The sequence below is a fragment of the Zoogloea sp. 1C4 genome, assembly GCF_009469605.1.
Classification (GTDB): domain Bacteria; phylum Pseudomonadota; class Gammaproteobacteria; order Burkholderiales; family Rhodocyclaceae; genus Zoogloea; species Zoogloea oryzae.
On record NZ_SSXU01000010.1, the window covers coordinates 1 to 26,208 of the forward strand.

The following is a 26,208-nucleotide window of genomic DNA, read 5'->3' on the forward strand; positions in this document are numbered from 1 at the left end:
CCGAGCAGATCGAGCAGGCGACGATCCTGATGCAGGACGTCAAAGGCGCCCCGAAGCCCCACACCGCCATCGTCGATCTGGGCTATCGGGGTGTGGAGGTGCCCGGGGTCGAGATCATCCACCGGGGTCGAATCAAGAACCTGAGTGCCAAGGCGCGTCGTCTGCTTAAACGGCGTCAAGCAGTCGAACCCGTAATCGGACACCTGAAGGACGACTGCGGGCTACGGCGGAACTGGCTGAAAGGATCTGAAGGAGATGTGCTGCACCCGGTGCTCTGTGCCGCGGGCTACAACTTGCGCTGGCTACTGCGGGCGGTGGCTCGTTTGGGGCTGACGGCCCTTTTTGCGCTCGGCGTGCTGGTCGGGATGCTTGGGCGGGTGCTCAGTGGCAACGCAGCCTGGCCGTCAGGCTGGCGGCTGCAAGCGGCGAATTGAATATTTCAGGGCCGACTATGTCCGACTCTGGACCGCGGCAGATGCCGCCCGTTCAACGCACATCGAGGGGTAATCGATCATGTCGCTCAAGTTTCTGGGTATTGCCGGCAGTCTTCGCCAGAAGTCCACCAACAAGGGACTGCTGCGCGCGGCCCAGGCCAGCCTGCCGTCCGGGGTGAGCATGGAGTTTGCCGATCTGTCGGATGTGCCCTTCTACAACGCCGACCTCACCGCCAAGCCGGCGGCCGTCGAGCGCGTGCTGGCGCAGCTGGCCCAGGCCGACGCGCTGGTGCTGGCCGCCACCGAGTACAACTACTCGATGGCTCCGGCCCTCAAGAACATCCTCGACTGGGCTTCCCGCGAGCCGGACAACGCGCTCCTGGCTGGCAAGCCGGCGGCGATCATGGGCGCCGGCGGCGGGATGGGCACTTCGCGCGCCCAGTATCACCTGCGCCAGGTTTGCGTGTTCCTCGACCTGCATCCCCTCAACAAGCCGGAAGTCTTCGCCAACGCCTTTGCGGGCGCCTTCGACGGGGACGGAAACCTGACCGACGAGCGGCTGCAGAAGCTGGTCGCAGATCAGATGAAGGCCCTGGCCGACCAGACCCTGCGCAGCAAGGCCTGATCCGCGTCGGCCGGGCCGGCCGTCAGTCGATGCGCTTGATGAGCTCCGCGGCCGGCTCGACCAGCCCGGCCAGGGTTTCGTCGTCCAAGTCGAGCAGGCGCAGGCACGACGGGCCGAGCTTGTCCCATTCGCGGGTCTGGCTGCCGCCGGTGGCCTGCTGCACGAGCCGTTCGGCGGTCTGGGCGATGGCGATCAGGCGCCGCGAGGCCAGCGGCAGGCCAGAATCGAAGCGGTCGAGCATCTCCGGGTCGTGGTGGCTGCGGATCGCTTGGGAGATGATCTCGGGCAGCCACCAGTTCTGGGCCAGCAGGCTGCCGACCACCGCGTGGTGGGTGGGCAGGGCGTCGAGTTCGTGGGCGGTGAACAGCCGCTCGCCGTCGCGGTTGGCCCGCATCAGGATGTCCCGATAGGTGCCGAAGCGGCGCAGCAGGATCACGATCCCGCAATCCCGGAACAGCCCGAAGGTGTAGGCGTCGTCGGCGCGCACGCAGGGCACCGCCAGGTGCTGGGCGAGCCAGCCCGACAGCGCGGCGATCTCGGCCGAGGTGTGCCAGAAGCGTTCGTAGTGGGCGCTGTTCGGAAAGGCCTTGTGCAGGCTGATCGCCGCGATGGCCCGGCTGGCGGCGTCGAGGCCGAGCATCATCAACGCTTCGTTCACCGAGCGCACCCGCAGCGAGAAGCCGAAGTAGGGCGAGTTGGCGGTCTTGATGAGGCCGGCGGCGAGGCTCACGTCGCGGCTGATCAGCCGGCCGACCACGAACATGTTGGGCTCGTCCCGGTGCATCTCGTGGCGGATCCGGTCGATGATCTGCGGCCGCGGCGGGATGTCGATGTCGCGGATCGAGCGCTCCAGCAGTTCATCGACCACCGGATGGGCAGGTTTCTGTTGGTTCGTCATGGTGTGTTCCTTTGCTCAAGCCAGCCCAGCAAGGCTTCTTCGTTCATCGGCCGGGCCCAGATGAAGCCCTGGATGGCCTCGACCTCCGCGTCGTGGAGCGCGGCGAGCTGCTCCGGCGTCTCGACGCCTTCGGCCACCATCACCATGCCCAGCTCCCGGGCCAGCCGCGACATGGCGCGCACCACCGCGTAGGCGCGCCGGTCGTCGGGCAGCACCTGCACGAAGGAGCGGTCGAGCTTGAGCTTGGTGGCCGGCAGGTCCTTCAGGCACGACAGGCTCGAGTAGCCCGTCCCGAAGTCGTCAATGGCCAGGCCGACCCCGGTCTCCCGGGCGCGGCGGAGGTTCTGCTGGACGATCTCGGACTCGTCCATCACCAGCGATTCGGTCAGCTCCAGCTCGATCAGCGCCGGATCGACGTTGGCGCAGATCAGTGCCCCGTGCAGCGCCGGCAGGAAGGTCGGCGAGGTGAGCTGGGCCCGGGACACGTTGATCGCCACCTTGGTGGGCCGCCCGGCGTGGCACAGGCGGGCGGCGAAGCGGGTGCCCTGAAGCAGGCTCCATTCGCCCAGGCGCACGATCAGGCCGGTCTTCTCGGCCACCGGGATGAAGCGCCCCGGCGCCAGCAGGCGGTCGTGCACCCGGCAGCGCATCAGCCCCTCGACGGCTTCGATGCGGCCGTCGAAGGTGAGCACCGGCTGGAAGTCGAGGGACAGCCCGCCGGTCTCCAGCGCCAGATGCAGGTCGGATTCCACCGCCAGCTCCTCGCGGGCGAGCTGCACGCCGTGGCGGCCGCGGAAGGTCTCGCTGCCCGACACCACCAGCCGGTTGCCGCCCTGACGCTTGGCGTCGAGCATCGCCCGGTCGGCGCGCTCGAAGAAGGCGTGCAGGCTCTCTCCGGCAGCATGCTGGGCGAGCCCGATGCTGGCGGTGGGGTGGATCATCATCCCGTCCAGTTCGAGCGGCTGTTCGAGGGCCTGGGCGAGCTGCTGCCCGAGAGCGCGGGCCTCGCCCAGGCTGGTGCCCGGCAGGAGGATCACGAACTCGTCGCTCCCCATCCGCATGCAGTGGGCCGTCACCGGCACGAGCCCCCGGATGAGGGTGGCGACATGGGCAATGATGCGGTCTCCACCGCGATGCCCGAACGAGGCATTGACTTTGTGAAAACGGTCGAGATCCAGCCACAGCAAGGCCAGCGGCTGGTCCTTTGCGTTGACTGCGCCAATGACCCGACGGGCTAGGGACAGGCTCCCACCCCGGTTGAGGAAACCGGTGATGGGATCGACGGCGAACTTGTGGTTCGACATGCTGGCTCCATCGTCAGGATTGCAGGCGCGATTGCTCGCGGGGTCCGGCGTGTGCGGAAAGCGTGACGCCTTACCCACAAGCGTATGAAAACAGCCCGTTATGGGCTTGACGATCCGCGCCTTTCGATTGACGATCTGCGCCACAAGAAAATTGGGGCGAGGACGCATGGCAACGACCAGTTCGCCGGCCACGGTGTGGCTGATGATGATCCGGATGTTCGAGCGGGAAGGGCTCGATCCGGCCGAGCTGCTGGCCGGGCTGGGCATTTCGGCCGAGCAGCTGGCGGAGCCCGGCAAACGCTTTCCGAGCCGCATCGCCGACATCGTCTTCGAGCGCGCCTGCCCGCGGCTGTCCGACCCGGCCTTCGCCCTGCACGCGGCGCGCTGCTGGCATCCGTCCAACCTGGGCACGATGGGCTACGCTTGGCTCTCCAGCAGCACCCTGCGCACCGGGCTCAAGCGCCTGGAGCGCTACGCCCGCATCCTCGGCGAGCGCTTCCGCTACACGGTGCAGGAATCGGCTGACGGCCTGCGTTTTGTGTACGACCACGGGCGTGGCGACAAGGCGATCGGGCCGTTCATGACCGACTTCTCGCTGTCGATCATCATCGACATGTGCCGCACCAACTTCGGCGACACCTTCACCCCGCTGCAGGTGCGTCTGCGTCGGGCGCTCCCCGCGCGGCGCGAGGCCTGGGACGCGTTCTTCGGCTGCCGCGTCGATTTCGGCGCTCCGGAAGACAGCTTCCTCCTCGCCCCCGCCGATGCCGACCGGCGCCTGCCCACCGCCTACCGGGACATGGCGGCCACCTTCGACCAGATCCTCACCGGGCAGCTGGCCGAGCTCACCCGGGACGATCTCGTCACCCGTTGCAAGGCCCATCTGCTTGAACATCTCACCTCCGGCGAGCCCACCGAGCGGGGCCTCGCCGAAGCCGTGGGCCTCAGCCGCCGCACCCTGCAGCGCCGGCTGGCGGAGCACGGCATCACCTACAAGCGGCTGGTGGACGAGACCCGCGAGGCGCTGGCCCGGCGCTACCTGGAGAACCCCCAGCGCAGCCTCACCGAGATCACCTTCCTGCTCGGCTTTTCAGAGCAGAGCGCCTTCACCCGCGCCTTCCGCCGCTGGCACGGCGAATCGCCGAGCGACTACCGCCGCCGCTGCGCTGCCGCGCCAGCCTGACCCGTTACAGGGCGTCCAGGTCGGCGCGCAAGGCCTCCGCCCGCTGGCGGATCGCCGTGCGGGCGGGCTCGTCGAAGCGTTCCAGCTGGCGGTACACCATGCCCAGCCGGTGGTTGGTGCCCAGCCGCTCGCGGTTGCGGTCGAAGAAATCCCAGTACAGCGCGTTGAACGGGCAGGCGTCGTCGCCCGTGCGGGCCTTGGCCTTGTAAGCGCAGCCCTTGCAGTAGTCGCACATGCGGTCGATGTAGGCGGCGCTCGACACGTAGGGCTTGGTGGCCAGCAGGCCGCCGTCGGCAAACTGGCTCATGCCCAGGGTGTTGGGCAGCTCGACCCACTCGAAGGCGTCGATGTAGATGCCCAGGTACCAGCGATGCACCTCGGCCGGGGCGAGTCCGGCGAGGAGGGCGAAGTTGCCGATCACCATCAGGCGCTGGATGTGGTGGGCGTAGGCGTGCTCCAGCGACTGGCCGATGCTGTGGGCGAGGCAGCGCATCTTCGTCTTGCCCGTCCAGAACCACGTGGGCAAAGGCACGTGGTGGCCGAACACGTTGTGCTCCACGTAGCCCGGCATGTGCGCCCAATACACGCCGCGCACGTATTCGCGCCAGCCGATGACCTGGCGGATGAAACCCTCGGCCGCCGCCAGCGGCACCTGGCCGTCGGCGTGGGCCGCCTCGACCCGCCGGACGACCTCCCGCGGGCTGAGCATCTTGGTGTTGAGCGCGAAGGACAGCAGCGAGTGGAACAGCCGCCACGCCCGCGTGCTCATGGCGTCCTGGAAGTCGCCGAAGTGGGGCAGCGCCTCGGCGACGAAATCCTCCAGCTGGGCCAGCGCCTCGTCGCGGTTGAGCGGCCAGGCGAGGCGATCCGCCGCCGGGTTGCCGAAGTGCTTCACCCCCGCCGCCTCGATGCGCTGCCACAGGGCCGAGTGGTCGTGGCGGATGCGCGGGTCGGCGGGCTCGCGGGGCAGGCCGGGCCAGGGCTTGCGGTTGTCGTGGTCGAAGTTCCAGCGCCCGCCGATCGGCTTGCCGCCGGCCATCAGCACGTCGTGGCGGGTGCGCATGTGGCGGTAGAAGTGCTCCATCAGCCACTGCTTGCGGCCCTCGAAGAGGCGCGCGGCGTCGAGCCTGGCGGTGTAGAAATGCTCGCTGCCCACCATGGTGGCGGGGATGGAAAGCTGCCGCGCCCAGGCGGCGAGCTGCCGGTCGAGCCGCCATTCGTCCGGCGCCTGGTATTCGACGCGGGCGGCGCCGTGGCGGGCGATCAGGGCGTCCAGATTGGCGGTGAGGGATTGGTGGTTGGCCGGGTCGTCGATGGCGAGGTATTCGATCCGGTGGCCGGCCTCGCCCAGCTGCCGGGCGAAGTCGCGCATCGCCGCGAAGATGGCGAGGATCTTCTGGGCGTGGTGGAGGACGTAGTCGGTCTCCTGGCGGATCTCCATCAGCACGTGGATCACGTCCGGGCGGGGTTCGGCAAACCAGCTGTGCAGCGGGTTGAGCTGGTCGCCGAGGATCAGGCGCAGGGTGGTCATGGGGCACTCCAGCGGGTCTGGTAGGCGTCGTCCGGGTCGTGCTCGGCGGCCTGTTTGTCGGGGTTGAAGCGGCGCCCGCCGCGCGGGTCGGTGCCCCGGCCGGAAATGTAGAGCCAGTTGCCCTGGTTGCTGCACACGTCGAAATCCACCAGCTGGGCCTCGAACCACGCCGCGCCGGCACGCCAGTCGCAGGCGAGGTCATGGATGAGGTAGCTGGCGACGATCTGGCGCATGCGGTTGGAGAGATAGCCGGTAGCGGCGAGCTCGCGCATGCCGGCGTCGATCAGGCTGTGGCCGGTGCGGCCGGCCTGCCAGCGGGCGAAGGCATCGTCGTCGTGGGGCGGCGGCGGGGTGCTGTCCGACAGGCCGCCCGCCCGATACAGGCGCCGGCCGTGCTTGCGGTGGAGCAGACGGAAGTGATCGCGCCACAGCAGCTCGAACCACAGCCAGTACGTGCCGTCGCTGGCGCCGCGGCGGACCTCGAAATCCTTGAGGCCGGCGTGGATCTGCCGGGCCGACAGGGCGCCGATGGCGAGCCACGGCGAGAACTTGCTGGAGTCGTCGACGCCGGCGAGGCGGTTGCGGGTGGCTTTGTAGCTATGGGGCAGGCCGCGCGCCAGATACTGGGCGAGGTGGGCGCGCCCGGCGCTGGCGCCGCCGTGGAAGGCGGGCAGGGCGTAGGGGAAGGCCGAGCGCGGGTTGGCGGGCGGGGGCGGAGCGGGCGTCCGGGTGTCGCCCGGGGAAAGGCCGTCGGGCAGTGGCGGCAGGCGTGTCGGCGCGGGGATCGGCGCCGGTGGCTGGATGCCGGCGCCTTCGACCTTCTGGCGGAAGGCGGTGAAGACATCCGGCAGGTTTGCGTCGGAGAACGGTAGCGTGGAAGGATCGAGCAGCGTGGATTGCCAGTGCGTCTCGACGCTGATGCCGGCGGCGCGAAGCTGGGCGAGCTGGGTTTCCTCCTCGGGCGCCGGGATCGCCTCGCAGACGATGCCCGTGGCGCCGGTGTGGCGGACGAGATCGGCGAGGCGCTCGACCGGGTCTCCATGCAGCTCGACGAGACCGCTACCGGCGGCCCGCAACTGCGCATCCAGATCGGCGAGGGCGGTGGCGAGGAAATGCCGGCGATGGGGTCCGACGCGCTCGAAACCCCACGCGGTGCGCTGGGCTGGCGGGTGGATGAAGACGGGGATGAGCCGGTCGGCGGCGTGGGCGGCGCGGGTGAGGGCCGCGTTGTCGGTGAGCCGCAGGTCGGCGCGGAACCAGTGGATGACAGTGTTCATGGCGTGGCTTTGGTCGGCCGCGTGCGGCGGCAGCGCTCGGAGCAGTACTTCACTTCGTCCCACACCCGCGCCCACTTCTTGCGCCACGCGAAGGGGCGGCCGCAGCAGGGGCAGGTCTTGGTGGGGAGGTGGGGCTTGGCGTGGGCCATCACAGGTCCAGTTTCAGTTGAGCCTTGTCGGCGGCTTGCCGGGCACGCGGGCTGGCGCTGGGGCTGCGCTTGCGCGAGCCGTGGCGGGCCACGATGGCGGCCTTGGCGGCGCGGACCTCGGGCTGGGCGCGCAGGGCAAACAGGCGGGCCTTGGCGCTGCGGGTGGCGGCGTCCAGATCCACGCAGGGTTCGGGAATGTCGCCAGGGCCCAGCCCGTGGGCGGCCTGCAGTGCGGCGGGCATTCGCCAGGGCTCGAACAGCCAGCTGTCGGGCACCTTGCGCAGGGCGGGCAGCCAGCGCCGCACGAAGTGGCCCTTCGGGTCGTGGTCGCGGGCCTGCTTGATGGGGTTGTAGACGCGCGGCAGGTTGATGCCGGTGGTGCCGGACTGCATCTGCATCTGACTCCAGTGGATGCCCGGCTCGTAGTCGAGGAACTGCCGCGCCAGCCACTGCCCGACCGGCCGCCAGTGCAGCCACAGCGGGTAGGCCGCCACCGAGACGAGCATCGCGCGCATCCGGAAGTTGATCCAGCCGGTCTCGCGCAGCATGGCCACGCAGGCGTCCACCAGCGGCCAGCCGGTGCGCCCGGCGGCGAGGGCGGCAAAGTGGTCCGGGTTCCAGTCGGCCTCGCGCAGGCCGTCGTAGCCCCGGTGGAGATTGCGAAACTCCAGCGCGGGCTCACTCTCGAGCTTCTGGATGAAGTGGCAGTGCCAGTAGAGCCGGCTGATGAACGCGGTAAGGCCGTTGCGCTGGGCGCCGGCGGGCAGGTTGGCGACGGCGTGCCGGGTGGCATGGACGATCTCACGCAGGCTGAGGCAACCGAAGGCGAGGTAGGGCGACAGGCGCGAGCAGGCGGTGGGGGCGGAGAGCGGCGACGAGATGCCGCCCCGGTACTGCCGGCTGCGCTCGGTGAGGAAGTCGTCCAGCACCGCGAGGCCGGCCGTACGACCACCTCGCTGGCGTCCCGGCGGATCGTCGTCACCGAGGCCCAGCGCGGTGGCGTCGGGCGGCGGGACGTCGGGCCAGGGCAGTGGGGCGAAGCGTAGCGTCGGCGGTACGGGCAGGCAGGGCTGGCTGACGAAGGCTTCCCAGCGGGCCTGCCAGGTGTCCCGGTCGGCGAGGCGGCGCACCACGCCGAACTGGGGAAACTCCTGCCAGCGCACGCCGTGTTCGCGGCACCAGCGGGCCACCGCGATGTCGCGCTGGTAGGTGAGGCCGTTGCCGGTCTCCTCGTGGGAATACAACGCGCCGAAGGGCGCCGCGGCGTGGAGGCGGCCCAGCACCTCGGCCACTTCGCCGGTGACGAGGTGGATGCAGCCGCCCAGCTTCCGCAGCGCGCGGTACAGGTCGCGCAGGCTTTCGAGGATGAAGGCGTAGTGCTGGCGGGCGGCGTCGGGCTCGGCCCACAGGGAGGGCTCGACCACGTACAGGCACAGCACCGGGCCCCGCAGCGCGGCGGCGTGCAGCGCTGCGTGATCGTGGAGCCGCAGATCGCGCTTGAACCAGACGACGCTGTAGTCCATGGCCGCGGCCGGTCAGGGCCTGCCGAAGTGCTGCAGGACGTCTTGGGCGAGGCTGCGGCCGCTGAGCCACGCGCCTTCCACCTTGCCGCCGTTCAGCCAGTCGCCGCACAGGCCGATGCGCCGGTCCACGTCCCACACATGGCAGGCATCGAGGGGCGGCTCGGTGTCGGCGTAGCGCCAGCGGTGGGCGGTCCAGGCCTCGGGCGGCGGGGCGCCCAGTTCGGCGAAGGCGCGGAGCAGGTCGTCGGCGACGGCTTCGGGCGTGGCCTCGATGTGGGCCTCGCTCCATTCGGCGGTGGCGTGGAGCAGCCAGGTCTCGCCGCGGGGGCGGCCGGGCTTGCTGCTGTCGCGGGCAATCCAGCGCAGTGGGCCGCTGTTCACGAAGGCGGCGTCGAAGGGAAGCGCGACGGGGGCGTCGTAGCGCAGCATCAGCGCCCAGCTGCCGCGCATGTTGGCGCGGGAGGAGAGGTTCGCCAGCCCCGGCGCGGTCGTGCGCAGCAAGGGCACGGCCTGGGGCGCGGGCACCGCCAGCAGGACCGCGTCGAAGCGCGTGGGGTGCAGGCCGTGCTCCGCCGAAACGAGCCACCAGCCGTCGGGGCTGGGGCGGATCTCGGTGACGGTGGTCTGTACCGTGAGGGGCAGCGCGTCGGCCAGAAAGCGGGCGGGAGCGGTCATGCGCGGCACGCCGACGAAGCGTTCGAGGGCGAAGTCGGCGCCGTGCTCGCCCGCTTCGCCCGGTACGGCAATGCGGGCGCGCCACAGATCGGCGACACCGGCGTGCTGCCAGCGGGCGACTTCGGCACGGAAGGCTGGATCGCGGGCGGTGAAGTACTGGGCGCCGTGGTCGCACTGCCAGTCGTCGCCGCGGCGGGTGCTCATCCGCCCCGCGGGGCCGCGGCTCTTGTCGAGGAGGGTGAGGTCGATACCCGCTGCCTTGAGGGATGTTGCGCAGGACAAACCGGCGATGCCTGCACCGATGACGGCGATTTTTGGGTTTGATTTCAATTTTTGTCCTAGACAAAAAAGGAGGGTGCCCCATAATACAGCGCATCAGGAGCCGTTCAAAGCCGATTAAGAGCGGCCACGTGCCGAGGGAGTTGTCATGGACAGAATTGCACTTGTCACCGGTGCCGCCGGTGGGTTGGGGCGGGCAGTGGCCGCCGGGTTGGCTACCGATGGCTGGCGGCTGATCGTCGTGAGCCGCGACGCCGCACGGCTGGCCGCAGCCTTTGGCGACCAGCATCTGCAGATCGAGGCCGACTGCAGCACGGTGGCCGGGGTGCGGCTGGTCTTCGAGCAGGCTGCCGCGGTGGGCTTGCTGCCCACGGCGCTGGCCCACTGCGTCGGCAACATCCGGCTGGGTTCGGTGCATCGCATGTCCGAGGCGGATTTCGACGACTGCCTGCGCGCCAATCTGGTGAGCGCCTTTCACACCCTGGGTGGTTTCATCGGCGCCCTGCGCGAAGCGCGCAGCCCGGGCGCGGCGGTGCTGGTGTCGTCAGCCGCGGCGCAGATCGGCACGCCCAACCACGAAGCGGTGGCGGCGGCCAAGGCGGGGGTGGAAGGGCTCGTCCGCGGTGCTGCGGCGAGCCACGCGGCAGCGGGCATCCGGGTGAATGGCGTGGCGCCGGGCATCATGGATACGCCAGCCACCTCGGCCATCCTCGGCAGCGCCGCCGGGCGGGATGCGGCCGCGCGGCAATATCCGCTGCCGGGCATCGGATCGGCGGATGAGTTGGCGCAGCTGATGGTCTGGCTGCTGTCGGAGCACGCAGCGCGGGTGACGGGGCAGGTGTGGGCGATGGACGCCGGCTTCACGCGGATTCGCCCGCTGGTGAAGTGATCGCGCCCGGATTGGCGGCAGGATGCCTTCGGGCGTGACGCGAGCTCAAAAACAAAAAGGCCAGTCCCGGAGGACTGGCCTTTTCTGAATCTGGTGGGTTGTGAGTGGCTCGAACACTCGACCTACGGATTAAGAGTCCGCTGCTCTACCAACTGAGCTAACAACCCATTCTTGCGGGAGCCTGTATTATAGCCCACCTTTTTTAATGGTGGGTCGGGCGAGATTCGAACTCGCGACCAACGGATTAAAAGTCCGCTGCTCTACCGACTGAGCTACCGACCCCCCGGAAGAGACGCGCATTATAGCCCCTCCACAGAATACGTCAACTGTTTCGTAGCTGAATTTTTATCGACACCGTTGCCCCGGCGATGATGGCCCCAACGGTGAGGATGGCGCCGACCGAAAGGGTGGAGAGCCCGGAGAGGCCCTGACCGATGGTGCAGCCCAGCGCAGTGACGCCGCCGAAGCCCATCAGGATGGCGCCGGCGATGTGGCGAACGAGGTCCGGCGTGTCGCGGAAGCCTTCGATGCGGAAGCTGCGGCTTGTGATCGCGCCCAGCAGCGCGCCGGCGACGACGCCGAGGGTGGTGGCGATGCCGATGGTGACGATGCGGCTCTTGTCGGTCCACAGCATCAGCAGGTCGAGGCTGTAGGCGTAGGGTGCGACGAAGCTGAGGGATTCCATCTTCCCGCTGTTGGTGGCGAGAAAGGCCGGGGCGAGGGTTTCGGGATCTTCGGCAAGCCACGCCAGGTGGCCGCTGAGATACCAGCCGGCGACGATGCACGCGCCGATGGCGATGCTGCCGAGCAGTGGGCCGGGCCGCCAGTTGTCGCGGCTCGAGAGCGCGAACAGGGCCAGGCTGCCGGCGCCGACAGTGGCGCAGGCCAGCCACGCGCTGCGGGCGTCGAGCTGGAAGCGGGCGGCGAGCAGTGTCGGCAGATCCTGCGGTGTGGCGAGCTGCAGGGCGACGGGGTCGAGCCATTCGACGCGCCAGCCGCCGAAGAGCCCGCGCAGGGTCATCGCGGCCGAGAGGCCGAGGAAGACGAACACCACCAGCGACTTGAGGTTGCCGCCGCCGAGCCGCACAAGTGTTTTAGCGCCGCAGCCGGACGCGAGGGTCATGCCGACGCCGAACAGCGCGCCGCCAACGAGATGGGACAGCCACGGCAGGCGGCTGCCGGTGTAGATCGAGTTGTGCACGTCCACCAGCCCGGCCACCTGCAGGCCGGTGGTGCCGGCGATGGCCACTGCTGCGGCCAGCGCCCACATGCGCAGGCGCGTCCAGTCGCCCATCAGCAGGATGTCGGCGATGGCGCCCATGGTGCAGAAGTTGCTGCGCTGGGCCGCCAGCCCGAACACTGTGCCGATTGCGAAGGCGGCCCAGGCGATGGCCGACAGGGAGAGGGGCTGGCTGGCGGCGTCCATGGCGCGGTCAGGCGTAGGGGGTGGGGTCGGGCAGGCCGGCGGCTTCGAAGCCGGCCTTGCGCAGCCGGCAGGCGTCGCACAGGCCGCAGGCGCGGCCGTCGTCGTCGGCCTGGTAGCACGACACGGTGAGGCTGTAATCGACGCCAAGCTCGGTGCCGCGGCGGATGATGTCGGCCTTGGAGAGGTCGATCAACGGCGCGTGGATGGCCAGGTGGTGGCCTTCGACGCCGGCCTTGGTGGCGAGGTTGGCCATCTTCTCGAAGGCTTCGATGAAGGCCGGGCGGCAGTCGGGGTAGCCGGAATAATCCACCGCATTGACGCCCACGTAGATGTGGTCGGCGCCCAGCACCTCGGCCCAGGCCATGGCGATGGACAACATGATGGTGTTGCGGGCCGGCACGTAGGTGATCGGGATGCCGGCGCCGACGCCGTCGGTGGGCACGGCGAGGGCCGGGTCGGTGAGGGCCGAGCCGCCAAACTGGCCGAGATCCACGTGGGCAACCCGGTGGGTGACGGCGCCGAGGGCGGCGGCCACGCGGCGGGCGGCGGCGAGCTCGGCCGCATGGCGCTGGCCGTATTCGACGGACAGGGCGTAGGTCTCGAAGCCTTCGGCGCGGGCGATGGCGAGGCAGGTGGCGGAATCGAGGCCGCCGGACAGCAGGACGAGGGCGCGGGGCGTGCTCATGCTTACATCCAATACAAAAAAATGGATCCAGGCAAGGGGTGATCCGGTGCCGGGGCCTGGCCCGGCGTGGTTTGACCGCTTACCGACCGGGTTCGTTGCCCCAGATGACCTTGTGCAGCTGAACCTGCATCCGCACCGGCAGCCGGTCGCGGAGGATCCACGCGGCGAGGTCGGCCGGCTTGAGCTGGCCCTGGACCGGGGCGAGGAGCACTGGGCAGCGTTCGGTGAGATGGTATTCGGCGATCTGCGCCTTGGCCCACTCGTAGTCGGCCTCGCTGGCGAGCACCAGTTTCACCTCGTCGCGCAGGTTGAGCAGCGGGATGTTGGTGAGCAGGTTGCGCGCGACTTCGCCGGAGCCCGGCGCCTTGAGGTCGACGATGCGCGAGACGCGCGGGTCGACGCCGGCGATGTCGAGGGCGCCGCTGGTCTCGAGGGACACCGAGTAGCCGGCGTCGCACAGGGCGGTGAGCAGGGGCAGGCAGTTCTTCTGGGACAGCGGTTCGCCGCCGGTGACGCAGATGGTCGGGCAGTGGTAGCCGGCCACTTCGGCGAGGATGTCGTCGAGGGTGCGGGTGGTGCCGCCGGTGAAGGAGTATTCGGTGTCGCACCAGCTGCAGCGCAGCGGACAGCCGGTGAGGCGGATGAACACCGTCGGCAGGCCGGCGCGCGAGGTTTCACCCTGGAGCGAGTGGAAGATCTCGGTGATGCGCAGGGTGGCGGCGCGGGGGGCGGGGCTGGCGGTTGTGGGCATGGGAAAAAAAGCGCGCCTGGTGTCGGGCGCGGCGGGCTTACTTCTTGAGGCGCTGGCGGGCGATGGTTGCCGCCGAACTGCTTGGGTACTTGGCGACCAGCCGTTCGAGGGTCTTGGTGGCCCCCGCGGTGTCGTTGCGGGCGGCCTGGGTGCTGGACAAGCCGAGCAGGGCGTCCGGCGCGCGGGTGTCGTCCGGCCACTGGCTGGCGACCTTGGCGTAGTGCTCGGCGGCGCCGACGTTGTCCTTCAGCTGATAGAGCGCGCTGGCGGCCCAGAAGTGGGCGTTGGGCTGGAAGCTGCTGTTCGGGTAGGCCTTGGTGAAGGCGACGAAGCCGGTGGCGGCTTCGCGGAACTTGCCGGCCCGCAGCTGGGTGAGGGCGGCTTCGTAGTCGCGGCTTTCGCTGGCTGGATCGGCTACCACAGGGGCTGCCGGCGCTGCAGGGGCCTCGGCAGCCGTCTGGGGCTCGACCTTGCGCAGGCGGTTGTCGAGGTCGACGTAAAAGTCCTTCTGCCGCTTGTTTGCGTTGGCCAGATCGTTGCTGAGGACTTCGTTCTCGCCGCGCAGGCGGGCGATCTCGGCCTTCAGGTTCTCGATCTGGTCGGCCAGTTCGAGCTGGGCGCGGGAACTGGCTTCGAGCTTGTCCAGACGGGCGGAGAACTCGGTGCGCATCTGATTGATGCGCATCCGGGCTTCCTCGTCGTCAAACAGGCCGGCCTGGGCCTGGCTGGCCAGCAGGCCAGCCAGCAGCCCGGCCAACAGGCGGGGCAGAAGGCGCGGGAACATCAGAATTCACCCGAATAGAGCATGTCGCCACGACGGTTGGCGGACCAGCAGGACTCGGAGGCGTCGGTGCAGCTGGGCTTTTCTTCGCCGAGGCTGACGGATTCGAGCTGGCTTTCGGCCACGCCCAGCAGGCCCAGGGCCTTCTTGACGGCGTCGGCACGCTTCTGGCCGAGGGCCAGGTTGTATTCGCGGCTGCCACGTTCGTCGGTGTTGCCCTGGATCATCATCTTGACCTTGGGGTGGGCGACCAGGAACTTGGCGTGGGCTTCGACGAGCGGACGGTACTGATCCTTGACGACGTAGCTGTCGTAGTCGAACAGCACGCTGCGCTTGGACAGGATGTTCTTCGGATCGCGCAGCTCGGGGTAGGCGGAGCCGTTGGCGCCGTCGTTGGCGTTGACGGTGGTGACGCGGTTGCCGTCGACACCGCTGCTGGCGGCGCCGCTGCTGCGGTCTTCGACGGCTGCACCCTGGTTCTGGTTGGGGGCCGAGCTACAAGCGGCCAGCAGGCCGGCAGCGATCAGGGACAGGGTGAGGTGCTGGAACTTCATGGTGTGGACTCCGTGGGGCATCCGTGCAAGGGCTGGATGAATGCGTGGTGATGCGTCGGGTTTCGCGCGAGCGGGTCAGTTTCGGGGCTGGGGCCCCCAGGCGGGTTCGCGCACGTCGCCTGATTGTACCGATAGACGTTGTTTCACACGACCGTCGGCGGACACGGCGGCGAGCACGCCACGGCCGCCGATCTCGGTGGCGTAGAGCACCATGCGGCCGTTGGGGGCGAAGCTCGGGGATTCGTCCTTGGAGGAGTCGGTGAGGATTTGCGTCTGGCGGGATGCGAGATCCAGCATCGTGACCTGGAAACGGCCGCCGTTGCGGGATACGTAGACGAGGCTCTTGCCGTCGGGCGAGGGGCGCGGGCTGACGTTGTAGCCGCCCTCGAAGGTGACCCGCTGGGCGTCGCCGCCGCCGGCCGGCACGCGGTAGATCTGCGGGCTGCCGCCGCGGTCGGAGGTGAAGTAGATCATGCCGTCGGGCGACCAGGCCGGCTCGGTGTCGATGCCGGAAGATGACGCCAGGCGCTGCACGCCGGAGCCGTCGGCATTGACCGAGTAGAGCTGGGACTGGCCGTCCTTGGTGAGCACCACCGCCAGCCGGCGGCCGTCCGGCGACCAGGCGGGGGCGGAGTTGGAACCCTTGAAGTTGGCGGCTACGTTGCGCTGGCCGGTGGCGAGGTTGTGCACGTAAACCACTGGCTTCTTGGCCTCGAACGACACGTAGGCGAGGCGCGAGCCGTCCGGCGACCAGGCCGGGGAGATGATCGGCTCTTTCGAAGCCAGCGCGGTCTGGGCGTTGCTGCCGTCGGCGTCGGCGATCTGCAGCTCGTAGCGGGGGCCGGACTTGAGCACGTAGGCGATGCGGGTCGAGAACACGCCGGGCTCACCAGTGAGCTTCTCGTAGATGAAGTCGGCGATGCGGTGGCCGGTGGCGCGGTACTGGTTGGGCGACATCACCATCGCCTGGCTGCCCAGGCCGAGCTGCTTGGCGGCGTCGTGGAGGCGCACTTCGATCTGGAAGCGGCCGGCCCCGTTGGGGCTGACGGTGCCCACGGCGACGGCGTCGGCACCGCGGGAGCGGACGCGGGCGTAATCCACCGGGCCGCTGGCGCCCATCGGGCTCGGGCCGAGTTCGATCATCTTGAACAGGCCGCTGCGTTCGAGGTCGGCTCGGACGACATCGGTGACGGCGCGAGGCAGGGCGTTCTCACCCTCGAAGCTGGCGACGGCCACCGGCATGCGGTTGGCACCGGCGCCGGTGATCTCGATGGCGAGCTGGGCCTGGGCCAGGGAGGACGCAAGCACCAGCGCGCAGGCCGGAATGGCGCTGCGCAGGAGGGACAGGAGGCGTGAGGTCATGGGCGGAGGACTCTCGGTTTAGTCGCGGAGCGGGTAGAACTTCAGCTCCAGCGTGCGGTTGAACAGTTCCGGCTTGTCGGGGCGCGGCAGCGGGCTCGACTTCTGGATGGCGCGTTCGATGGCGCCGTCGAGCTGGGCGTTGCCGGTGGAGCGCTTGAGGCGCACCTCGATCACCGAGCCGTCGGGGAGCTGATCCACGTAGAACAGCGCGAAGGGGTCGCCGCTGACGCCCGGCGGCAGCACGATGTTGCCCTTCACCTTGGCGCGGATCTTCTCGATGTAGGCCTCGATGGCCTTGTTGCGGGCGGCGCTGGCTTTGGCGCCGGCGACCCGGGCGAGTTCTTCCTGGATCTGGCGGGACTGGCTGGCGTTCTCGCTGTCATGGGCCATCAGCTCACGCATCCGGCGGTCTTCGAGTTCGCGGGCGCGGGCGGCGGAGGCCTTGGCTTCCTTGTCGGCCTTGGCCTGGTCGATGCGGGCCTGCTCGGCGCGGGCTTTGGCTTCGGCCTTCGGATCGGGTTTGGGCTCAGGCTTGGGCTCGGGTTTCTTCGGCTCGGGCTTGGGTTCCGGCTTTTTGGGTTCCGGTTTCGGCTCGGGCTTCTTGGGCTCAGGCTTGGGTTCGGGCTTCTTCGGCTCGGGCTTGACGATTTCCTTCACCGGCTTGGGCGGTGGCGGCTTCTTGGGCTCGGGCGCCTTGATGGCGATATCCGGCTGCTTGCGCGGCGGCGGGGTGGGCGCGGGTTCGTCTTCGGGCTCGGGCGGAGGCGGCGGCGCCGGGCGGGATTCGGCCGGCGGGGCGGGGGGCGGAGGCGGGGCGACGCGGGCGGCCGGCGGCGGCGCGCTCACCAGTTCGACCTCGACGGCGTCGGGCAGGCGGTTCTGCCAGCGCACGCCATAGAACAGGAACAGACCGAGCAGGACGTGGACAAGCGCAGCCAGCGCTGCCGACGACCACTTGCCCCGGTCATTACCGGACAGCAAAGGTCTCATCGGCTGGCTTTGCCGATCTGCGTCTGCAGGCCGACCTTGTTGACGCCTGCGTTACGCAGGTCGTTGAGGACATCCATGACCAGCTCGTACTTCACTTCCTTGTCGGCGGCGATCACCACCGGCTGGCCGGGGTTGGCCGACACGGCGTCCTGCACCGCGCCGATCAGGTCGCGGCGGTTGTAGGACTTGGGCTGGGCCTGGCTGGTCTGGCTGAGGGTGAGCTCGCCCTGGGGCTTGACGGTGACGATCATGGCGTCGGTGGGCGGCGCGGGGACCTTGTCGACGCTGGGCAGATTCACCGAGCCGGACTGGATCATCGGCGCGGTGACCATGAAGATGACGAGGAGCACCAGCATCACGTCGATGTAAGGCACGACGTTGATCTGGTTCATCAGGCGACGTTGACGCATTGCAGCTAGGCTCCGGTCAACGCAGCTGGCGCTGGAGGATGTTCAGGAATTCTTCGGTGAAGCTCTCGAAGCGGATCGCGATGCGGTCGATGTCGTGGGCGAAGCGGTTGTAGGCGACGACCGCCGGAATCGCCGCGAACAGGCCGATGGCGGTGGCGACCAGCGCTTCGGCGATGCCCGGCGCCACGTGGGCGAGGGTGGCCGAGCCGACGTTGGACAGGCCGCGGAAGGCGTTCATGATCCCCCACACGGTACCGAACAGGCCGACGTAAGGCGACACCGAACCCACCGAGGCGAGGAAGGCCAGGTGGGCTTCGAGATCATCGACCTCGCGCTGGTAGGTGGCACGCATGGCCCGGCGGGCGCCGTCCATGATGGCACCGTGATCGAGGTTCTTGCCGCGCAGCTTGGCGAATTCGCGGTAGCCGGCTTCGAAGATGCGCTCCATGCCGGCGGCCTCGTGGCGGCCGGTGGCGGCGCTCTGGTACAGGGCGTTGAGGTCGCCGCCGCTCCAGAAGTCGCGTTCGAAGAGATCGGTCTTGCGCTTGGCGTCGCGGATCTGGAACCACTTGCGGAAGATCCAGTACCAGGACATGAAGGAGACGGTGCCGAGCAGCGCCATCACGAGCTTGACGAGGACGCTCGCGTTGGCGATCAGGGACAGGATTGAGAGGTCTTCGGTGACGTTCATCGGTTTAAACCAGGGTGGCGAACTGGTCGCGTACGGCAGGAGGGATCGGAATGGCGCGCTTGGCGGTGCTGTCGATGCAGGCGATGGTGATCTGGGCGTCGAAAATGGGCTGGCCTTCGCGCTGGATCTGCTGGTCGAAGATCAGACTGGCGCGGCCGAGCCGGGAGACCCGGCTGACGACGTCCAGCATGTCGTCGAGGACGGCGGGCTGGCGGTAGTCGGCCTTCACGGAGCGCACCACGAAGACGACGCCTTGCTCGGCGGCGAGCCGGCCCTGCTCAAAACCAATAGCCCGCAACCAGTCGGTGCGGGCTCTTTCGCAGAACTTCAGGTAGTTGGCGTAGTAAACCACACCACCGGCGTCGGTGTCTTCGTAGTAAACCCGCACCGGCAGCGTGAAGGACGCCTTCTCCGCGGCAGGAGCGGGATCGTTCGTGAAATGCATCGCAACATTTTACCGCACGACTCGCCCTGATCCGAAGCAACGCGGTAGATTCAGTGTTTCAGAATGTAGGTGAGCGCGGGCCGATTGCGCTGGCCGCATTGTAATTGCAGCAATCCTGTGCCTAGAATCGCGCTCTTGGAGACAGGCTGGTGCGATTCGTGCATTGGCCAGCGAGTCGCAGATGGGCGATGTCGCGGCGCGGATGTCGCGGGATCCCGGCCCGACAGTCGATTCATGGGAGGAATAAGAGATGGTTGCAACTACCAGCAAAGACAAGACGCTGACCGAGGCCGAGATTCTGGCCATGCCGGAAGATGACTACATGAATCCGGCGCAGCTCGAGTTCTTCCGCTTGCGCTTGTCGAAGATGCGTGAAGAGCTGCTCGAGAATGCCGCCAGCACCGGCGCGAACCTGCGCGAGAACGAGATCGTCGCCGATCCGGCCGACCGGGCCACGGTCGAGGAAGAGCACGCCCTCGAGCTGCGCGTGCGCGATCGCGAACGCAAGCTGATCAAGAAGATCGAGGAAGCCCTCGAGCGCATCGCCGAAGGTGAATACGGCTGGTGCGAGGAAACCGGCGACCCGATCGGGATCGGCCGCCTGCTCGCCCGCCCGACCGCCACCCTGTCGATCGACGCCCAGGAGCGTCGCGAGCGCACCCAGAAGCTCTACGGGGAATAATCCCCCCGTTCCCGCTTCCTGCTTCACCCTGTTTCGCCGGATCGGCCAGGCCCACCATGACCGCTCCGGCGAACCGCATTCCTGTCACCCTGCTCACCGGGTTCCTCGGTTCGGGCAAGACCACCCTGCTCAATCACCTGCTGCGCCAGCCCGAGCTGGCCGGGACGGTGGTGCTCGTCAACGAATTTGGCGCCGTGCCGCTGGATCACCTGCTTGTCGAGAAGATCGACGAGGACGTGGTGCTGCTCGAATCCGGCTGCATCTGCTGCTCGGTGCGGGGTGATCTGTCGCGGGCGCTTAAGGATGTCTTCATGCGCCGCCTGCGTCGGGAGCTTCCCGCGCTGACCCGGGTGGTCATCGAGACCACCGGCCTCGCCGATCCGGCGCCGGTGATCTTCACCCTGATGCAGGATTTCTTCATCGCCGAACGCTACCGCCTCGACGGCGTGGTGACGGCGGTGGATGCGGTGTTCGGCGCCGGGCAGCTCGCCCGCCAACCCGAGGCCGTCAAGCAGGCCGCGATGGCCGACCGGCTCATCATCACCAAGTGCGACCAGGCGCCACCCGACGCCGTGGATGCGCTGGCGGAGGCGCTCGCCGGGCTCAATCCGGGTGCGGCCCAGTTTCGCGTTGAAGGCGGCGTGGTCGAGCCCTCTGCGGTGCTCGATTGCGGCCTGTGGAACCCGGCCACCAAATCCGCCGACGTGGCGCGCTGGCTCGCCGACGAAGCCGTCGCCGCCCGGGCTGCCCGCAATCCTTACGCGCCCGCCGGCCGCAGTGCCCGCGCCGCCGACCCGAACCGGCACGACGCCAGCACCCATGCCTTCGTGGTGCGCATCGACCAGCCCGTGGGCTGGGGCGATTTCTCCACGGCCCTCGACATGCTCCAGGGCCTCAAGGGCGATCACCTGCTGCGGGTGAAAGGCATCGTGAACGTGCGGGGCGAGGCCGCGCCGCGGGTCATCCAGTGCGTCCATCACCTGCGCTACCCGGATGCCGCGCTGCCGGCCTGGCCGGATGACGACCGGTCCACCCGGCTGGTGTTCATCGTCCGCGATCTCGACCGCGCCATTGTCGACCACGCGTTTGCCTGCTTCTGCGCGTCGGAGGCAGCGGCGTGAGGCACATCGCGCTGCCTTTCCGCCTGCCGCGCCGGGCCTCGCCGCTGTTTCGCAGCGTGCTGGCGCTGGTGCTGGTGTGCGCCCAGCTGTTCGCTGCCGCCCACGCCCTCAGCCACGTGGGCGACGGGCTGGCGGAGCGCCGCGGTGCGGGCATGCTTGCCGCGACGCCGGCGACCACCGGCGAGACTGGCCCCGGCGGCCTGCCCGCGGCGGAGCGTCACGAGCGCTGCCTGCTGTGCCTGGCCGCGGCCGATCTGGCTTTTGTCCTCCCGCCCTCGCCGGCCGTGCTGGTCGTCGAGACGCTCCCGCCCGCGCAGCTTGCCGAACCCGCCGTGGTGCTGGTGGCCCGGCGCGCGCCCTGCCCACCCTGTCGCGGGCCGCCCGCTTCCGTCTGATCCCGTTCCCGAACCGCTGACCGGCGTCCGTCGCTGCCCGAGGGCAAGACGCGCGCCGGCCGGCTGCTTTATCCGAACTGATCCGACGGAGCACTCTCCATGAAATTCGTACGACCCGCCGCCCTCTGCGCGGCGCTCGCGGCGTTGCCGCATGCCGCCCTGGCGGCCCCCGACGCGGCTTCCGAAGCCGACCTGAAACAGCTCCGCAACCAGCTGCGCGAACTCCGCGAAACCTACCAGCAGCGCATCGACGCCCTCGAGCGCCGGCTTGCCGACGCAGAGGCCCGTAGCGCCTCCGCGGTGGCCGTGGCGGCCGAGGCCGACCGCACGGCCGCTCGCGCCGAGAGCGTGGCCAAGGCCAGTGCCGAGCCCGCGCCCCAGCGCCCGGCGGGCGAGTCCGCCTTCAACCCGGCGGTGTCGCTGATCATCGACAGCAAGTTCACCCGCCTGCAGCGCGACCCGTCCACCTACCGCATCGACGGCTTCATCCCGTCTGGCGGCGAGGTCGGGCCACCGAAGAAGGGCTTCTCCCTGGGCGAATCCGAGCTGGCCTTCTCCGCCAATATCGACCACCTGTTCCGCGGCAACGCGCGTTTCTCGCTGGCCGAGGACGACGGCGCCGGCGTCGTCGAGGTGGAAGAGGTGAACGTGGAAAGTCTGGCCCTGCCGGCCGGCCTCAAGATGAAGGCCGGGCGCTTCCTGTCCGGCGTCGGCTACATCAACCAGCAGCATCCCCACGAGTGGGATTTCACCGACGCGCCGCTGGCCTACAAGGCCTTCTTCGGCTATCGCCTGCAGAACGACGGCGTGCAGTTGCGCTGGGTGGCGCCGACCGCGTTGTTCATGGAGTTTGGCGCCGAAGCGGCCAATGGCGGCAAGTTCCCCGGGGCCGAGCGCCACACCAACGGCGCCGGGCTGTGGACGGCCTTCGCCCACGTGGGCGGCGACATCGGCGAGTCGTCGGCGTGGCAGGCGGGCCTGTCCCACGTGCGCACCCATCCCCAGGAGCGGGCCTTCGAGGATGGCGGCTTCACCAACGCCTTCTCGGGGCGCAGCCAGACGTGGATCGCCGATTTCATCTACAAGTGGGCGCCGGGTGGCAACAGCCGCGACACCTATTTCAAGCTTCAGGGCGAATACCTGCGCCGCACCGAATCGGGTTCGATCAACTACGGCGGCGACGGCAACGACTACGCGGCGCGGCTGCGCCAGTCGGGCGCCTACCTGCAGGCGGTGTATCAGTTCATGCCGCGCTGGCGGGTGGGCGTGCGCGGTGACTGGCTGCGCTCGGGCAACGTCGATCTGGGCGGTCTGACCAGCGCCGAGCTGCCGATCCTGGCCGGCTACGACCCGACCCGTCAGTCGGCGATGGTGGATTGGTCGCCGTCGGAGTTCTCGCGCCTGCGTCTGCAGGTGGCGCGGGACAAGTCGCGCAGCGGCGAGTCCGACAACCAGGTGTGGCTGCAGTACGTGATGAGCCTTGGCGCCCACGGTGCTCACAAGTTCTGAGGAGCCGGAAGATGATCGACAAGTTGATCCTGCGCGTCGTCGCGCTGCTGAGCGTGCTGCTGCCGGCCCTGCCGGCCACGGCGTCTGTCAATGTGTTTGCCACGGTGCCAGAGTGGGCGGCGCTGGCGAAGGAGATCGGGGGCGACAAGGTCAATGTGCTGGCCGCCACCACCGCCCTTCAGGACCCGCACCGCATCGAGGCGCGTCCGTCGCTGATCGCCCGGGCGCGGAGCAGCCAGCTGGTGGTGGCCACCGGCGCCGACCTGGAGATCGGCTGGTTGCCGCTGGTGCTGCGGGAGTCCGGCAATCCGGCGATCCAGCCGGGGCAGCCGGGCTACTTCGAGGCGACCTCGGCGGTGCGCCTGCTGGAAGTGCCAGCCCGCCTCGACCGGGCGGACGGCGACGTGCATCCCGGTGGCAACCCCCACATCCAGCTCGATCCGCGCAACATCCTGGCGGTGGGCGAGGCGCTGACGGCCCGGCTGGCCCAGGTGGACCCGGCCAACGCCGCCGCCTACAAGGCGGGCCTCGCGCGCTTCGCCGAGCGCTGGAAGGCGGCGATGGGGCGCTGGGAGCAGGCCGCCGCGCCGCTTCGGGGCGTGCCGGTGTGGGTGCAGCACAAGGGCTTTCCGTATCTGTCGGCCTGGCTGGGCCTGAAGGAGCTGGGCGCGCTGGAGCCCAAGCCGGGCGTCGAGGCGGGCAGCGCCCAGCTCGCTGGCCTGCTGGAGCGCCAGAAGGCCACGCCGGCCAGGATGATCCTGCGCCCGGCCTACGCCCGGCCCACGTCGTCGGACTGGATGGCCGAGCGGGCGAAGATCCCGGTGGTCGTGCTGCCCTACACCGTGGGCGGCTCAAGTGAGGCGTCCGACCTGTTCGGGCTGTTCGACGACACCCTCCGGCGCCTGCTCGTCGGCGCGAAGTAGGGAGGGGCGCGGCATGGACGGATTCCTGATCCGCGCCCGCGGTCTGGTGGCCGGCTATGCCGCGCCGGTGGCCGGCCCGCTGGATTTCGAGCTGCGCCGGGGCGAGATCCTCGGCCTCGCGGGGCCCAACGGCGCCGGCAAGTCAACGCTGCTCAAGGCCCTGTGGGGTGGCGTGCGGGTGTTTGGCGGCACGGTGGAGAAGGCGCCGGGGCTGGCGATCTCCCATCAGGCCCAGGGCTTTGACGACCTGCGTGGCATTCCGCTCACCGGACGCGAGTTGCTGCGCCTCACCGGCGCCACGACCGACGGCCTGCCGGCGTGGCTGTCGGGCCGGCTCGACGAGCGCCTCGACCGGCTCTCCGGCGGGCAGCTGCAGTTCCTGCGTCTGTGGGCCTGCCTCGCCGCGCCGGCCGACCTGATCCTGCTCGACGAGCCCACCAACAACCTCGACAAGGCCGGCGTGGCTTTCCTGTCGGACTGGCTCGGCCACGCCCACGCGGCGCAGGGCATCGTGATCGTCTCCCATGACCACAGTTTCATCGACCAGGTGTGCACCCGGGTGGTGAACGTGGGCGAGGAGTCGCCCGCATGAGCTTCGATCTGCTCTTCGATCCGCTGTTCCGGGTGCCGTTCTTCACCGGCCTGCTGCTGGCTGGCCTGCTGCCGCTGGTGGGCATGTACCTGCGCCTGCGGGACGAATGGCTGGCGGCGCTGGCCTTTGCCCAGATGGCGTCGGCCGGGGCGCTGCTGGCGATGGTGGCCGACTGGCCGATGATCGCCGGCGGCCTGCTGGCGGCCGTGGTGGCGGCGCTGGTGAAAGGCGTCGCCGCGCGAGCGGGGGCCGGCGCCTACGTGCTGATGATGCTCCTCGCCTGGGGCGCCGGGGTGCTGCTGGTGGCCAATCATCCGCTGGCCGAACAGGCCGGCCACGCACTCTTCGACGGTCAGCTATATTTCACTGGTGAAGGCCACCTGGTGGCCGCTGCGCTGGCCGTGGCGGTAATCGTGCCGCTGCTGGCCTGGCTGTCCCGGCCCTTGCTGCTGGCGCGCTTCTTTCCGGAGTTCTACCGGGCCCGGGGGCGCAACGAGCGGCCGCGGCTGATGCTCTTCGATCTGCTGGCCAGCCTTGCGGTGGCGCTGGCGACGGTCAGCCTGGGGGTGATGGCGGCCTTCGCGCTGGTCTTCGTGCCGCCGCTCCTGGCCTGCCGTTTTGGCCGCGGCTGGCGATCGGGCCTGGTGCTCTCGGCTGTCATCGGAATGGCGGGGTACTGCGTTGCGTTTGCGGTGTCGCTGGGTTTCGACCAGCCTTTCGGGCCGGTTTGTGCGGTGCTTTTCGTGGTGCTCGTTTTGGTGATGGGCGTGAAATCCGACAGGATGTAAATCACGGAGCCCGTGCTTTGTAGAGTGATATCCTAGTCAATCGTAAAAAAGTAACTTGGAGGGTATGGGAGTGGTGCTACCTTTTTTCGGCAAGAAGCCTGCACCTGCCGGAACTACTGCACCCCGTTCCCGGAGCGCTTCCAGCTCCGGCAGCGCCCAGTTGTCATTGAACGGTCTGCCGCGTGGCGGCAACGTCCGCAGCGAGAGCACGACCCTCGATTTCACCATCGCCGGCGGTGATCTCAAGCGCATCCTCGCCCAGTGTGCCGACAAGGTGCACGTGGAAGAGGGCGTCGACGAGATGGCTCCGCCGGCCGAAGAAGCCGCCATCCTGTTTGCCCACGGCGGCGATGACGAAGCCCGCAGCGTGCTCGAGCACGCGCTAGAGGGCACCATCAACGCCGATGCCCGCTTCAACCTCTGGCAGATGCTCCTTGACCTGATGCGCCTTACCGGCCAGCGGGAGCGTTTCGAGGCCCTCAGCCTCGGGTTTGCCACCGAATTCGAGCGCTCGCCCCCGGCCTGGCGCGATCTGTCTTCCCCGTCGGCCCGGGTCAGTAACGAGCCAAAGGTACAAACGATCAACCTGTCCGGCCATCTCGGCGGTCAGGCTGCCGCCCAGTTTGCCCAGTTGATCCAGATCGCGATGCGCGCCGGTGCCCTGCGCATCGATCTTGCCCGCCTCAGCGGTGTCGATGACGCCGGTGCCGAGCTGTTGCTGCGCGCGGTGCGCGGCCTGCGCCGGGCCAAGGTCCGGCTGTCGCTGGGTGGCGCGATCCATCTCGTCAATCTGCTGAGCGGTTTGGTGACTTCCGGCAAGCGCGCCAACCAGTCCCTGTGGCTGCTCCTGCTCGAAGTGCTGCAATACACCGATCAGCAGGATCGCTTCGAGGAGCTCGCCGTGGATTACGCGATGACCTTCGAAGAGTCGCCGCCGTCCTGGGAGCCGCCCCTGACGGTCACCGCCAGCCAGACCGGCGCCGAGCCCCTCGCCACCGCTGCCCGCACCTATGTGCTCGAAGGCGAGATCATCGGCCCCAACACCGACACGCTGCGCAAGATCACCGGTTTCGCCGCCGACAAGACCATGGTCGAGGTGGATTGCAGCCGGCTGCGGCGGATGGATTTCGTCTCTGCCGGCATGCTGTTCAATATCATCTCCCAGCTCCACAACCAGGGGCGGCTGATCGTGCTGACCGGCGTCAATTCGATGGTCGCGGCGCTGATGCAGGTGATGGGCCTTCATCAGGTGGCCCGGATCGAGCTTCACAGCTGAGCCTTCCGGCCTCGTCCGCAGCGTTTTTTCGGCTGATTCCGTTCCACTCCCAGGCGTCGT

29 protein-coding genes and 2 tRNA genes are annotated in these 26,208 nt (G+C 68.9%); 12 read left to right on the forward strand and 19 right to left on the reverse strand.

Translation table 11 applies throughout. The features are described from left to right. Both GH681_RS23360 and GH681_RS13105 read left to right on the forward strand, forming a co-directional pair. Window positions 1-434 (forward strand): transposase (locus GH681_RS23360; protein WP_368666706.1); only part of this gene is annotated, 434 nt, incomplete at its 5' end. A 79-nt stretch (window positions 435-513) separates the two neighbouring features. Continuing rightward, entirely contained in the window at window positions 514-1,059 is a 546-nt protein-coding gene (locus GH681_RS13105; RefSeq protein ID WP_153161902.1) for an NADPH-dependent FMN reductase, read from the forward strand. Between the two features lie 22 nt (window positions 1,060-1,081). Here GH681_RS13105 and GH681_RS13110 read toward each other — a convergent pair whose 3' ends face one another. Together GH681_RS13110 and GH681_RS13115 are read right to left on the reverse strand one after the other, a co-directional pair. Further along, window positions 1,082-1,957: an HDOD domain-containing protein gene (locus GH681_RS13110; RefSeq protein ID WP_153161903.1), complete on the reverse strand. Its 876-nt coding sequence runs from the start codon at window positions 1,955-1,957 to the stop codon at window positions 1,082-1,084. Further along, window positions 1,954-3,261 (reverse strand): bifunctional diguanylate cyclase/phosphodiesterase, encoded by a 1,308-nt coding sequence (locus tag GH681_RS13115; RefSeq protein ID WP_153161904.1) that lies wholly within the window; start codon window positions 3,259-3,261, stop codon window positions 1,954-1,956. The genes GH681_RS13110 and GH681_RS13115 overlap by 4 nt, the downstream gene beginning before the upstream one ends. 166 nt (window positions 3,262-3,427) lie before the next feature. On the opposite strand from GH681_RS13115, the gene GH681_RS13120 reads away from it, so the two are divergent. Then, window positions 3,428-4,444, forward strand: a complete 1,017-nt coding sequence (locus GH681_RS13120) for an AraC family transcriptional regulator (protein ID WP_194271231.1) — start codon at window positions 3,428-3,430, stop codon at window positions 4,442-4,444. A 4-nt stretch (window positions 4,445-4,448) separates the two neighbouring features. Here GH681_RS13120 and GH681_RS13125 read toward each other — a convergent pair whose 3' ends face one another. Genes GH681_RS13125 through GH681_RS13145 form a run of 5 tightly spaced genes read right to left on the reverse strand, consistent with a single transcriptional unit; the run spans window position 4,449 to window position 9,929 of the window. Next, window positions 4,449-5,975 carry a cryptochrome/photolyase family protein gene (locus GH681_RS13125; RefSeq protein WP_153161906.1) on the reverse strand — a complete coding sequence of 509 codons (1,527 nt, stop codon included), beginning with the start codon at window positions 5,973-5,975 and terminating at the stop codon, window positions 4,449-4,451. Further along, window positions 5,972-7,252, reverse strand: coding sequence for a DASH family cryptochrome (locus tag GH681_RS13130; RefSeq protein WP_153161907.1), 1,281 nt, complete (start codon window positions 7,250-7,252; stop codon window positions 5,972-5,974). Before GH681_RS13130 ends, GH681_RS13125 begins: the two co-directional genes overlap by 4 nt. After that, the gene (locus GH681_RS13135; RefSeq protein WP_153161908.1) at window positions 7,249-7,401 is read right to left on the reverse strand and encodes a DUF2256 domain-containing protein; all 153 of its coding nucleotides are present in this window, start codon (window positions 7,399-7,401) and stop codon (window positions 7,249-7,251) included. Before GH681_RS13135 ends, GH681_RS13130 begins: the two co-directional genes overlap by 4 nt. After that, window positions 7,401-8,924: a cryptochrome/deoxyribodipyrimidine photo-lyase family protein gene (locus GH681_RS13140; protein WP_153161909.1), complete on the reverse strand. Its 1,524-nt coding sequence runs from the start codon at window positions 8,922-8,924 to the stop codon at window positions 7,401-7,403. The genes GH681_RS13135 and GH681_RS13140 overlap by 1 nt, the downstream gene beginning before the upstream one ends. 12 nt (window positions 8,925-8,936) lie before the next feature. Then, the gene (locus tag GH681_RS13145; RefSeq protein ID WP_153161910.1) at window positions 8,937-9,929 is read right to left on the reverse strand and encodes an NAD(P)/FAD-dependent oxidoreductase; all 993 of its coding nucleotides are present in this window, start codon (window positions 9,927-9,929) and stop codon (window positions 8,937-8,939) included. 97 nt (window positions 9,930-10,026) lie between these two features. Between GH681_RS13145 and GH681_RS13150 the strand changes: the two genes are divergently transcribed. Beyond that, window positions 10,027-10,767, forward strand: a complete 741-nt coding sequence (locus GH681_RS13150) for an SDR family NAD(P)-dependent oxidoreductase (protein ID WP_153161911.1) — start codon at window positions 10,027-10,029, stop codon at window positions 10,765-10,767. Between the two features lie 91 nt (window positions 10,768-10,858). On the opposite strand, the gene GH681_RS13155 is transcribed toward GH681_RS13150, so the two are convergent. The 12 genes from GH681_RS13155 to ybgC all read right to left on the reverse strand — a co-directional run bounded on the left by GH681_RS13155 (window position 10,859) and on the right by ybgC (window position 18,862). Beyond that, window positions 10,859-10,934 (reverse strand) — tRNA-Lys (locus GH681_RS13155). 39 nt (window positions 10,935-10,973) lie between these two features. Beyond that, a tRNA-Lys gene (locus tag GH681_RS13160) sits at window positions 10,974-11,049 on the reverse strand. A gap of 40 nt (window positions 11,050-11,089) precedes the next feature. Beyond that, window positions 11,090-12,193, reverse strand: coding sequence for a YeeE/YedE family protein (locus GH681_RS13165; RefSeq protein WP_153161912.1), 1,104 nt, complete (start codon window positions 12,191-12,193; stop codon window positions 11,090-11,092). 7 nt (window positions 12,194-12,200) lie between these two features. Beyond that, complete coding sequence (gene queC, locus GH681_RS13170; RefSeq protein WP_153161913.1) at window positions 12,201-12,878, reverse strand: 7-cyano-7-deazaguanine synthase QueC; 678 nt, start codon at window positions 12,876-12,878, stop codon at window positions 12,201-12,203. Between the two features lie 79 nt (window positions 12,879-12,957). Then, window positions 12,958-13,629, reverse strand: a complete 672-nt coding sequence (queE, locus tag GH681_RS13175; protein ID WP_153161914.1) for a 7-carboxy-7-deazaguanine synthase QueE — start codon at window positions 13,627-13,629, stop codon at window positions 12,958-12,960. A 37-nt stretch (window positions 13,630-13,666) separates the two neighbouring features. After that, window positions 13,667-14,413 carry a tol-pal system protein YbgF gene (ybgF, locus tag GH681_RS13180; RefSeq protein WP_153161915.1) on the reverse strand — a complete coding sequence of 249 codons (747 nt, stop codon included), beginning with the start codon at window positions 14,411-14,413 and terminating at the stop codon, window positions 13,667-13,669. Next, complete coding sequence (gene pal, locus GH681_RS13185; protein ID WP_153161916.1) at window positions 14,413-14,964, reverse strand: peptidoglycan-associated lipoprotein Pal; 552 nt, start codon at window positions 14,962-14,964, stop codon at window positions 14,413-14,415. The genes ybgF and pal overlap by 1 nt, the downstream gene beginning before the upstream one ends. Window positions 14,965-15,039: 75 nt before the next feature. Then, window positions 15,040-16,326 carry a Tol-Pal system beta propeller repeat protein TolB gene (gene tolB, locus GH681_RS13190; protein ID WP_153161917.1) on the reverse strand — a complete coding sequence of 429 codons (1,287 nt, stop codon included), beginning with the start codon at window positions 16,324-16,326 and terminating at the stop codon, window positions 15,040-15,042. 18 nt (window positions 16,327-16,344) lie between these two features. Then, window positions 16,345-17,316, reverse strand: a complete 972-nt coding sequence (gene tolA / locus GH681_RS13195; RefSeq protein ID WP_153161918.1) for a cell envelope integrity protein TolA — start codon at window positions 17,314-17,316, stop codon at window positions 16,345-16,347. Beyond that, window positions 17,313-17,726 carry a protein TolR gene (gene tolR / locus GH681_RS13200; RefSeq protein WP_153161919.1) on the reverse strand — a complete coding sequence of 138 codons (414 nt, stop codon included), beginning with the start codon at window positions 17,724-17,726 and terminating at the stop codon, window positions 17,313-17,315. Before tolR ends, tolA begins: the two co-directional genes overlap by 4 nt. Window positions 17,727-17,742: 16 nt before the next feature. Continuing rightward, on the reverse strand, window positions 17,743-18,417 hold the full coding sequence (tolQ, locus tag GH681_RS13205; RefSeq protein WP_153161920.1) for a protein TolQ: 675 nt from the start codon (window positions 18,415-18,417) through the stop codon (window positions 17,743-17,745). A gap of 4 nt (window positions 18,418-18,421) precedes the next feature. Next, window positions 18,422-18,862, reverse strand: coding sequence for a tol-pal system-associated acyl-CoA thioesterase (ybgC, locus tag GH681_RS13210; RefSeq protein WP_153161921.1), 441 nt, complete (start codon window positions 18,860-18,862; stop codon window positions 18,422-18,424). 250 nt (window positions 18,863-19,112) lie between these two features. On the opposite strand from ybgC, the gene dksA reads away from it, so the two are divergent. The 8 genes from dksA to GH681_RS13250 all read left to right on the forward strand — a co-directional run bounded on the left by dksA (window position 19,113) and on the right by GH681_RS13250 (window position 26,148). After that, entirely contained in the window at window positions 19,113-19,544 is a 432-nt protein-coding gene (gene dksA, locus GH681_RS13215; RefSeq protein WP_153161922.1) for an RNA polymerase-binding protein DksA, read from the forward strand. Between the two features lie 56 nt (window positions 19,545-19,600). Then, the gene (locus tag GH681_RS13220) at window positions 19,601-20,665 is read left to right on the forward strand and encodes a GTP-binding protein (RefSeq protein ID WP_153161923.1); all 1,065 of its coding nucleotides are present in this window, start codon (window positions 19,601-19,603) and stop codon (window positions 20,663-20,665) included. Then, on the forward strand, window positions 20,662-21,060 hold the full coding sequence (locus GH681_RS13225; RefSeq protein WP_153161924.1) for a hypothetical protein: 399 nt from the start codon (window positions 20,662-20,664) through the stop codon (window positions 21,058-21,060). Before GH681_RS13220 ends, GH681_RS13225 begins: the two co-directional genes overlap by 4 nt. Before the next feature lie 99 nt (window positions 21,061-21,159). Next, the gene (locus tag GH681_RS13230) at window positions 21,160-22,569 is read left to right on the forward strand and encodes a TonB-dependent receptor (protein ID WP_153161925.1); all 1,410 of its coding nucleotides are present in this window, start codon (window positions 21,160-21,162) and stop codon (window positions 22,567-22,569) included. Window positions 22,570-22,580: 11 nt separating this feature from the next. Then, complete coding sequence (locus GH681_RS13235) at window positions 22,581-23,492, forward strand: metal ABC transporter solute-binding protein, Zn/Mn family (RefSeq protein ID WP_228111900.1); 912 nt, start codon at window positions 22,581-22,583, stop codon at window positions 23,490-23,492. A gap of 13 nt (window positions 23,493-23,505) precedes the next feature. Then, a complete protein-coding gene (locus GH681_RS13240) occupies window positions 23,506-24,084 on the forward strand; it encodes an ATP-binding cassette domain-containing protein (RefSeq protein WP_153161926.1) in 579 nt (192 codons plus the stop codon). Further along, window positions 24,081-24,872 carry a metal ABC transporter permease gene (locus GH681_RS13245; protein WP_153161927.1) on the forward strand — a complete coding sequence of 264 codons (792 nt, stop codon included), beginning with the start codon at window positions 24,081-24,083 and terminating at the stop codon, window positions 24,870-24,872. The genes GH681_RS13240 and GH681_RS13245 overlap by 4 nt, the downstream gene beginning before the upstream one ends. Before the next feature lie 166 nt (window positions 24,873-25,038). Further along, window positions 25,039-26,148, forward strand: coding sequence for an STAS domain-containing protein (locus tag GH681_RS13250; RefSeq protein ID WP_194271232.1), 1,110 nt, complete (start codon window positions 25,039-25,041; stop codon window positions 26,146-26,148). Window positions 26,149-26,208 lie beyond the last annotated feature (60 nt).